The organism is Clostridium sp. DJ247, from assembly GCF_014231265.1.
The window spans coordinates 184,863-191,352 of record NZ_JABAIW010000001.1; the positions used below are offsets into that span (position 1 = coordinate 184,863).

Consider the following 6,490-nt stretch of genomic DNA (forward strand, 5'->3'; position numbering starts at 1 on the left):
AATGAATAATAAAATAGAAATGATTATAAAAGAATTTGTAGAACACTATTCCGAAACAAGAGATGTTCAAACTAAATGGAAAGAACCTTTGGTATCATACACAGATGCAATGGATGAAATGTTTTATTGTCTTAAAGATGTTGTAAGTCCTTCCCATGCAATACCTAAAGATTTTTTACTAGAAGCTAAAACAGTAGTAGCTTATTTTATACCTTTTGATGAAGTTATAGTTAAAAGTAATATAGAAAGAAAAGAAAGCTCTAAAATTTGGGCAACAGCATATATAGAAACTAATCAACTAATATTAGATTTAAATACTTTTATTAAAAGTGAATTACAAAAATTAGGATATAAGTCAAGTATTATACCAGCAACACACAATTTTGATAATAAAAAATTAACTAGTGATTGGTCTCATAGACATGTTGCTTTTATTGCTGGGTTGGGTAAATTTGGGTTAAATAATATGTTAATTACTGATAAAGGATGTTGTGGAAGAATTGTCAGTTTTGTAACTGAGCTAAATATAGAGCCTACTAAAAGAAAAAATGGAGAGAATTGTTTATATAAGCATATGAATGTATGCAAAAAATGTGTAGATAGATGTGTAAATAATGCTTTAAAAGTTGATTATTTTGACAGACATAAGTGTTATGAAATGTGCTTGTATAATGATAAATTTCATTCAGATATTGAATTGTCAGATGTTTGTGGTAAATGTTTAGTTAACGTTCCTTGTTCTACAACAAATCCAGTAAAGTTAAATGAATAGTTGTGTCAATACACAAAATTCTTATATTGTAACGTTATTAAAGCCTGCATTAATTTAGATACAGACTTTTGTTGTAATAAAATCCCAATGTAAAGTAAATGGCTATAGGTGCTGATTAATTTTAGTGCCTATTATTTTTGTCTATATGGCTGTGTAATTTAATGGTATAATATTTAATAATTAGTATACATGTCAATATGATGTTTCTACAAAAATTCAGTATAAATAAGGAGGCAAAGTATGATTGATTTAGGTTTGACAGATAAAATAGCTTTAATAACAGGGGGAACACGTGGACTTGGAAGAGCTATTGCTGAGAAATTAGCAGAAGAGAAGGTAAAAGTAGTTGTAACTGGTGTTAACGAAGAACGAGCAAAACAAGTAGCAAATGAAATATCACTGACTTATAACGTTGAAACTTTAGGTTTAAAGCATGATGTAAGTTCCGAAGAATCAACAAAGGAAGTTGTAAAATCTATAGTTGAAAAATTTAAAAGAATAGATATTTTAGTAAATAATGCAGGTATTACAAGTGATGGTATAATGATGACCATGAAAAAAGAAAACTGGGATAAGGTACTTAATGTAAATCTTACAGGAGCATTCAACTGCACTAAGTTTGTATCTAAACATATGTTGAAACAAAGATCAGGTAGCATAGTAAATATAACAAGTGTTGTTGGAATAACAGGCAACGTTGGACAGGCGAATTATTCAGCTTCTAAGGCTGGACTTATTGGTTTTACAAAAACAGTAGCTAAAGAATTAGCAGACCGAGGCATAACCGTGAATGCCATTGCTCCTGGGTATATTTCAACTGATATGACATCTATACTTTCTGATAAAGTAACTGAGGAAACACTATCTAAGATTCCAATGAAAATCTTTGGGAAGCCAGAAGCTGTAGCAAATTCAGTTTTGTTTCTTGTTTCAAATATGTCGCGATATATTACAGGTCAAGTTATAAATGTAGATGGTGGTATGGTGATGTAGTAATATTGCAAAATAAAGATTATTTATTTGTTTTAGATAAGGAGTGGGGGATGTGAAAGATAAAATCAAAGAAATTTTCATTAATCTTGGTGCGGAAGTTTGTGGCGTTGCCAATATTGACTTATTTATTGATGCACCAAAAGGCTTTCATCCTACGGACATTTATTCTGATTGTAAATCAGTTATTGTTTTTGCTAAGAAAATTCCAAGGGGATTAGCACATGTAAGTCCGAGGATTATCTATCAACATTTTAATAGCATCAGCCCTGTGGAACTGGATAGAATTGCATATTTAGCTTCTAATGAAATTGAAAAAATATATAATGGAATTGCTGTACCAATTCCTTCTGACGGACCATATGATTATTGGGATGAAAAAAACTTGGAAGGGAGAGGTATGATTTCTATGAAACATGCAGCTATCTTGGCTGGTATAGGAACACTTGGGAAAAGCACTTTGTTATTAAATAGTCAATATGGAAATATGATCAGTATTGGTGCTGTCTTAACTAATTTAAATTTGCCATCGGATGCGTTTGCAGAGAATATTTGCATAAAAGAATGTAGCTTATGTATTGATAAGTGTCCAGTTAATGCAATAAGTGAACATGGCGTAAACCAAAAGCTTTGCAGAAATTGTGCTTACGCAAGTAATGATAGAGGATTTGATGTTGTAAATTGTAATAAATGCAGAACAATATGCCCAATGGCTTTTGGAAAGAAACAAAGATTATGCGCAAATGAACCAGTTAGATGATATTCCCAGGGGAGATATTACCTCTGCTGCCGCAATTATTGCTGAGATAAGCATTGAATAGAGATAGTATAGAAATTACAGCACCTTTGGATTCCATTGTTAAACATTTATATTACAATGTAGTTATGATAAAAATGAAACTATTAAATAGTTAACAGAAGTGGGGTGGTTAAATGAATAGAAGTACTTACAAAGTTTTTTCAGAAGGTAGGATAGCAAATTTAGTTTTAAAAAACAGGCTTGTAAGATCTGCGACCTGTGAGTACAAAATGACCATAGATGGAAAGACCACAGATACAATACTTAATATTTATAAAGACCTTGCAGCAGGCGGAGTAGGAATGATCATAAGTAGTCTTATGGCAGTTACACTGAATGGAAAGGGAGTTTCAGATCAGATATGTATTTATGATGACGAACATATTAACGAAATATCTAAAATTGCTGATGCTGTTCACAAAACAGATAGCAACTGTGTAATTATAGCACAGCTCTGCCACGCTGGTAGACAGGTTACACATGAGAATGAAACTGCTGAGTGCGTTGGACCATCATCAGTAGAGTCACCTATACTGGTAAAAACAGCACGAGAATTAACATCTAATGAAGTTGAATCAATAATAGAAAGTTTCGTTGACTCAATTATAAGAGTAAAGAAAGCAGGGTTTGATGGTGCACAACTTCACGCTGCACATGGATATTTATTGAGTTCATTTCTTTCTCCTTATACAAATAAGCGAACAGATAAGTTTGGTGGCTCTATTAAAAACAGAACTCGTATAATCAAAGATATTGTAGCTCTAGCAAGAAAAGAGGTTGGAAACTTTCCAATACTAATTAAAATGAATTGTGATGATCATGTTATAGGTGGAATTTCAAAAGATAGTTTTTCTGAATTAATTAAAGAGATTGAATTGTCAGGAGTTGATGCTATAGAAGTAAGTGGAGGTATATGGGATTGCCTTGTGCGGTCTGAGCAGGAGCTGGGTTTTATACCAGTTCCAATACCTGAATCAAGGGTTAGAATAGATGCTCCAGATAAGCAATCTTATTATTATGATTATGTTAAAAATATAAATACTGAAGTGCCCTTAATTCTTGTAGGGGGAAATAGAAATGTTGAATTAATGGAGAAGTTTTTACATGAAGGAAAAATAGATTTTCTTTCTTTGAGTCGTCCGTTGATAGCCGAGCCTGGTTTACCAAATCGATGGCTTAATAGTATTGGGAAAGAGAGTACAGCTTGTGTGTCCTGTAATGCCTGCTTGGTTTTTAAGGAAGAATACGGTTGTGCATTAAAGAGAAAGAGAATAAAAAGAGAAATGTTTGAAGAAAGATTTTCACAAGCATGGAGAGATTCTTTTAAATAAATAGTTTCTTATAGTTATTGTGGTTATAAATTATAACATCAGTTAATCCAAATGAGTTTCCAAAGAACAGATAGGTAGCCTTTTGGTATTTGTAAGATTATACGTCAAGTAAAAAGTTATAAAGATAACTTTTATTTTAGGAGGACTAATATGGATACAATAAAAGTAATAGAAGAACGGAGAAGTATAAGAAAGTTTCAAAATAAAATAGTACCAAAAGAAACAATAGAAAGACTATTAGAACTAGCAACTAAAGCACCTTCAGGTAAAAATCGTCAACCATGGAGATTTATTGTTCTTCAGAGTAAGAAGAAAGACGAGTTAGTAAATATCATGAGTAATGTTGCAAGCTTTCATAAAAAACAGAATGTAAATACTGGAAGTTACGAATTAAGTATTAACTCAATTAATGAATCATCAGTAGTAATTTTAGTATTCAATGCATTTTCTAATTTTGAAGAAGACTATAACCACTATAGGTTACTTACTGATACTCAATCAATAGGTGCCTCCATACAAACAATAGCTCTAGCTGCACAGAATTTTGGGTTAGGTACTCTTTGGATTTGTGATATTTTTTATTGTCATAATGAAATATGCTCTTGGCTAAACCGTAAAGACGAGCTTGTGGCAGCAGTGGCTATAGGCTATCCAAACCAATCTCCATATCCACGTCCACGAAAGTTACTGCAAGAAGTTACAGAATGGATATATTAGACAGTATTAAAGTCAATTGAGATAGATAACCGTCTTTTTTCTGTAACCTTTATTCGGCAGTACTTAAATTCCAGCCTTGTAAATTTCAATATAGATTGGGACAGTACAAATGACTCATCAAGTAACAAATCACCGCACAGTTATTTTGAATTATTCTTAGGACAGCAATATAATTGTCGAATGGCAAGTGGAAGTGGGTCAGATGGTCATTGTTCTTATAACTTTATTGTGTCACCACCGTTACCTTACAATATTTCTGGACTTGACTTAGTTTTTAAAGAATGTAAATCCCCTCTTAGAGATGAACCAACATGTTTTGAGGTTGTAATACATTTGGAATAAAATTATCAAACTGAGCTTGATGTTTCAATATTAGTAAGTATAAATTGAGTTAAGGTTATTTCGCCTCTTCCTTATGAAATGTGCTAATCGCAAAATTATGATATTTATCTTAACTCTCTAAACACATTTGGGCAATTATAAGATAGTATGAAAATGATTTACGTAATTGCAAATTAAAGAGAATTTTATGGGAGAGATTAGTGTTGTAGAATATTACCCATCAATGTTTAAGGGAGAAATTGGTTATTAGCTAGGGTCACCATATTGGAATAAGGAACTAAAAATATATCTGTATTGAATCCTTCAAAACCTAAAGTTTCAATATATACATTCAGTGGCTTGATAGTTTTTATTATAGTAGGAATAAAAGGCGAAGAAACCAAACTTAAATATTCAATGGTTAGGTTAATGTAAATTTGACATCATAGTATATTAAGAAAAGTATTTTGGAGGTAATAAAATTCACAAGAGATGAATTATGTAAATCAATTTATGAAGTGGCACATTTGCAAGGGACTTTTAAGTTAAGGTCTGGACAAATCTCAAATGAATATTTCGATAAATACTTATTTGAATCTAATCCACTTATTTTAAGAGAAATTGCTAAACATTTAGTAAATCAAATACCAGAAGATACTGAAATTTTTGCAGGGTTAGAGATGGGGGGAATTCCAATAGCAACAGCATTATCATTAGAGACAGGAATTCCTGTAGTATTTGTAAGAAAAAAAAGCCAAGGAGTATGGTACTTGTAAGTTAGCCGAGGGAACTGATATTAAAAATAAACGAGTATGCATTGTAGAAGATGTTGTGACAACAGGCGGACAAATTCTATTAAGTTCAGAAGATTTAAAAGGGTTTGGAGCAAAATTGAGAAGTGTTATGTGTGTTATTGAAAGAAATCCAGAAGTTAGAAAAAAACTTGAAGAAGCAGGTTTAGAGTTAAAAGCACTTTTTACAATGGAAGAATTAAAAAAACATGAATAAAAAGTTTACTTATCATGCTATTTTAATTTAATGGTACTGCAGTTGATAAACAATATTCTTATTTAGCGTAACAACCGAAAAAACGAACAATTTACATGAACACCGTATTATTCAAAGCTGAATTCTGCGGCGTTTTTGTGTCGCACTTCAAAAATATTTACTAGCTATCGTTATATTTAAATATAGAAATAGTTAGTAAATATGAATATTAGACGACATAACTGCTGAAACAAAAGGTACGAACAATGTTCTTTGAAAATTAAATAATACGGTGTTAAGAAATTCTTATGCCTCTCTATATAACTATTAAAGTATATAGAAAATAAGGTACAATTTTAATATTAATTAGGTTACAGTAGTAAGATATCTACTAAAAAATTTACGTTACAAGGAGGACATGTAATTGAAAAATAACTTTAAACCTATAGAAAATATATTAATATTCATTTTTATATTCTTGCTCGGTAGCACTATATGTTGATTTCCACTTTGTTTTATCCTACTTTTTTCAAGTTATTTTATCCGGCTAAATTTTAAATTTACACTTTAGGT

Annotated in this window: 8 protein-coding genes; all 8 read left to right on the plus strand. The window is 31.2% G+C overall.

Going from position 1 to position 6,490, the window contains the following annotated elements:
• Position 1: 1 nt before the first annotated feature.
• Complete coding sequence (locus HGI79_RS00915) at positions 2–772, plus strand: epoxyqueuosine reductase (protein WP_185648827.1); 771 nt, start codon at positions 2–4, stop codon at positions 770–772.
• 240 nt (positions 773–1,012) lie between these two features.
• On the plus strand, positions 1,013–1,765 hold the full coding sequence (gene fabG / locus HGI79_RS00920; protein WP_185648828.1) for a 3-oxoacyl-[acyl-carrier-protein] reductase: 753 nt from the start codon (positions 1,013–1,015) through the stop codon (positions 1,763–1,765).
• 52 nt (positions 1,766–1,817) lie between these two features.
• Entirely contained in the window at positions 1,818–2,522 is a 705-nt protein-coding gene (locus HGI79_RS00925; protein WP_185648829.1) for an epoxyqueuosine reductase, read from the plus strand.
• A gap of 173 nt (positions 2,523–2,695) precedes the next feature.
• The gene (locus tag HGI79_RS00930) at positions 2,696–3,892 is read left to right on the plus strand and encodes an NADH:flavin oxidoreductase (protein WP_185648830.1); all 1,197 of its coding nucleotides are present in this window, start codon (positions 2,696–2,698) and stop codon (positions 3,890–3,892) included.
• Between the two features lie 150 nt (positions 3,893–4,042).
• Positions 4,043–4,609 carry a nitroreductase gene (locus tag HGI79_RS00935; protein ID WP_185648831.1) on the plus strand — a complete coding sequence of 189 codons (567 nt, stop codon included), beginning with the start codon at positions 4,043–4,045 and terminating at the stop codon, positions 4,607–4,609.
• Between the two features lie 180 nt (positions 4,610–4,789).
• Positions 4,790–4,951: a hypothetical protein gene (locus HGI79_RS00940; protein ID WP_185648832.1), complete on the plus strand. Its 162-nt coding sequence runs from the start codon at positions 4,790–4,792 to the stop codon at positions 4,949–4,951.
• Positions 4,952–5,397: 446 nt separating this feature from the next.
• Positions 5,398–5,706, plus strand: coding sequence for an orotate phosphoribosyltransferase (locus HGI79_RS22430; protein WP_207725665.1), 309 nt, complete (start codon positions 5,398–5,400; stop codon positions 5,704–5,706).
• 55 nt (positions 5,707–5,761) lie between these two features.
• A complete protein-coding gene (locus tag HGI79_RS22435) occupies positions 5,762–5,938 on the plus strand; it encodes a hypothetical protein (protein WP_207725666.1) in 177 nt (58 codons plus the stop codon).
• Positions 5,939–6,490: the final 552 nt, after the last annotated feature.

Bases quoted from the DNA above. Each gene is read 5' to 3' on its own strand.
- HGI79_RS00915 (WP_185648827.1), top strand. From the start codon at position 2: ATGAATAATAAAATAGAAATGATTATAAAAGAATTTGTAGAACACTAT.
- fabG (WP_185648828.1), top strand. From the start codon at position 1,013: ATGATTGATTTAGGTTTGACAGATAAAATAGCTTTAATAACAGGGGGA.
- HGI79_RS00930 (WP_185648830.1), top strand. From the start codon at position 2,696: ATGAATAGAAGTACTTACAAAGTTTTTTCAGAAGGTAGGATAGCAAAT.
- HGI79_RS00935 (WP_185648831.1), top strand. From the start codon at position 4,043: ATGGATACAATAAAAGTAATAGAAGAACGGAGAAGTATAAGAAAGTTT.
- HGI79_RS00940 (WP_185648832.1), top strand. From the start codon at position 4,790: ATGGCAAGTGGAAGTGGGTCAGATGGTCATTGTTCTTATAACTTTATT.